Annotated in this window: 3 protein-coding genes; all 3 read left to right on the top strand. The window is 69.8% G+C overall.

What is annotated here, in order from left to right; all coding sequences use genetic code 11:
- The first annotated feature begins 62 nt into the window (after positions 1-62).
- Complete coding sequence (locus tag ABW137_RS22865; protein WP_526403735.1) at positions 63-1,277, top strand: NAD(P)/FAD-dependent oxidoreductase; 1,215 nt, start codon at positions 63-65, stop codon at positions 1,275-1,277.
- A 2-nt stretch (positions 1,278-1,279) separates the two neighbouring features.
- Positions 1,280-2,272, top strand: a complete 993-nt coding sequence (locus ABW137_RS22860) for a glycosyltransferase (protein ID WP_526403734.1) — start codon at positions 1,280-1,282, stop codon at positions 2,270-2,272.
- Positions 2,272-2,719: glycosyltransferase family 2 protein (locus ABW137_RS22855; protein WP_526403733.1), on the top strand; the 448-nt coding region annotated here is incomplete at its 3' end. The genes ABW137_RS22860 and ABW137_RS22855, both read left to right, overlap by 1 nt.

The following is a 2,719-nucleotide window of genomic DNA, read 5'->3' as shown; positions in this document are numbered from 1 at the left end:
GACGCCGACTAGGGCGGACCAGGCCGAGGATTGAGGCGGACACAACGGGGTAAGGCCCCGTCATGGACGCTGACCTCCGAGACTTGGACGGGCATTTCGACGTCTTGATCGTCGGCGGGGGGAACGGCGGAATCAGCGCGGCGGCGCGGCTCATCCGTCGAGGCGTCGGCAACGTCGCCGTCATCGAACCGCAGGACGTACACACCTACCGGCCGCTGCTGTCCTACGTGGGCGGCGGGCAGGCGAGCATGCGAAGCGCGGAACGGACTCAGCGGTCGGTCACCCCGCGCGGCTGCACCTGGCTGAAGGACTCCGCGGTGTCCATCGACGCGGCCACCCGCGTCGTACGGTGCGCTTCCGGACGCCGGTACCGCTACGGCGACCTCGTCCTGGCGACCGGCTTGGTCCCCGACGACGACGAGCTGCCCGGCATCGACTCCGCGCTGGACTCGGTGGCCGTCGCGAGCAACTACCTGGATCACGCCGAGAAGACCTGGGATCTGGTGCAGCGCATGCCTGCCGACGGTCGCGCGGTGTTCACGGTGCCCCGCGCACCGGTCAGCTGTACTGGCACGACGATCAAGCCGCTATTCCTCGCCGCGGCCCACTGGCAACGCGAGGGCCGTCGGCCCGGTGTCGCGATCACCCTGGTCGTCGACCGTCCTCGATTGGTGGACCAGGCGGCTCTCGACCGTCGTCTCGACGAGCGCCTCAGAGGTCTCGGCGTGCAGGTCCTCTACCAGACCGGGGTGACCGGCCTGTTTCCCGACGAACAGAAGATCACCGTCACCGACCGTCGCGACCGCATGGTGCGGGAGCTGTCCTACGACATGCTGCACCTCGTTCCCCCGTTCCGGGGACCAAAGTGGCTGGGGACGTCGAACCTGGTCGGCGAGAATCCGTTTGGGCTCGCCGACGTCGACTCACGGACCTTCCGCCACCGCGTGCATCCGAACGTGTGGGCGGTCGGGGACGGCGCGACCGTCGACACCGACCCGTCCGGTGGCGCCCTGCGACGACAGGTGGCGATCCTCGTCGACAACCTGCTCGCGGGCAGACGCGGCGACGCCCTCGCCGACTACGACGGGTACACGGTCGCGCCGATCACGACGGATTCTCGCCACCTCATCGCGGCTGAATTCGATCGCACCGGCGCAGAGGCCTCGTCGCTGCCCTCCTTCGTCGACCCCCTCAAGCCGCGGCGCGCGGCATGGGCATTCGATCGGTACGCACTGCCGAGGATCTACTGGAACTTCATCCTCAAGGGCCGACTCTGACGATGATCGGTTATTACGTCCACCACCAGGGTCGGGGGCACTGGAACCGGGCGGCGAGCATCTGCGCTCGTCTCCGGGAGCCGGTCACGGTCCTCACTTCGCTGCGGGTCGAGCGTTCCGACGTGTTCGCCGACGTCGTCACACTGCCCCTCGAGGATCTGGGCCACGATGCCCCCGACCCGACGGCTGGCGGCGCCCTGCACTGGGCTCCGTTGCACGACAACGGGTTACGAACCAGAATGCACCGGATCACCGAATGGATCGAGGCTGCGCGCCCGTCGGCGATGGTGGTGGACGTCTCCGTCGAGGTCGCCACCCTCTGCCGGCTGCTGGGCGTGCCCGTCGTCGTGGTGGCCATGCCCGGCGAGCGCACCGACTTCGCGCACGACCTGGTGTACCGCCTCGCCGACCACGTCGTGGCGGCGTGGCCGGGAGAACTGTGCGAGCCCACCTGGCTTCGCGGGCACCGGCACAAGACGACCTACGTCGGTGGCATCAGCCGATTCGACGGGCGATCGGCCGCCAGTGCGCCCCACCCGGGCCGACCGAAGATCCTCGTCATGGGAGGCGCCGGTGGCTCCAGCGTCGACGCCGACGACGTCGCGGAGTGCGCCCGCAGTCTGCCCCAATTCGATTGGACGGCAATCGGTGTCGCGGGCAGCCCATGGGTGGAGGACCCCTGGGCCGCGATGTGCTCTGCCGACGTCATCGTCGCGCACGCTGGACAGAGCTCGATCGCCGACATCGCGGCAGCCCGCCGGCCCGCGATCATCCTGCCGGAACCCCGGCCCTTCGACGAGCAATGCGCGACGGCAGACGCGCTGGCCCGCGCCGGGCTGGCGGTGACCCACCCCGGGTGGCCGGACACCGCGCGTTGGCCTGATCTGATCGAGTGCGCCCTCCGGCTCGACGTCGATCGATGGGACCAGTGGCGCACCGAGGGATCGGCGACGCGCGCCGCCGACGCGGTGCACTCCGTGTCCGAGGGGGCCTAGTGAGGCTCGCATTGATCACCGTCGTCCACGGCCGTCACGACCATCTGCGCACCCAGTTGGCCGGGGTCGCGCGCTCGTCGAGACAACCCGACGTGCACGTCGTGGTGACGATCGACGATCCAGAGGCGGGACGGCTGGCATCGGCGTTGTGTCCGAAGGTCGTGGTCGTACCGGTTCGCGCCGCAGGCGACTCGCTGCCGATTGCCGCGGCGCGTAACGCCGGTGCGCGTCGCGCCATCGAGGCGGGTGCCCGACTGTTGATCTTCCTCGACGTCGACTGCATTCCCAGTCCCGACCTTGTCGGCGGTTACGAGTCGGCGGCGCGGGACCCGCGGCACGCCGACGCGCTGCTGTGCGGGCCCGTCACCTACCTCGAGCCGCCGCCCGCGGAAGGTTACGACGTCGTCGACCTGTACCCCCTGGTCAACCCTCATCCCGGCCGTCCGG

This window comes from Mycobacterium sp. (genome assembly GCF_040509115.1).
Classification (GTDB): Bacteria; Actinomycetota; Actinomycetes; order Mycobacteriales; family Mycobacteriaceae; genus Mycobacterium.
Note: the sequence above shows the minus strand (reverse complement) of the source record. Positions and strands in the feature narration are given on the sequence as shown.

Bases quoted from the DNA above. Each gene is read 5' to 3' on its own strand.
- ABW137_RS22865 (WP_526403735.1), top strand. From the start codon at position 63: ATGGACGCTGACCTCCGAGACTTGGACGGGCATTTCGACGTCTTGATC.
- ABW137_RS22860 (WP_526403734.1), top strand. From the start codon at position 1,280: ATGATCGGTTATTACGTCCACCACCAGGGTCGGGGGCACTGGAACCGG.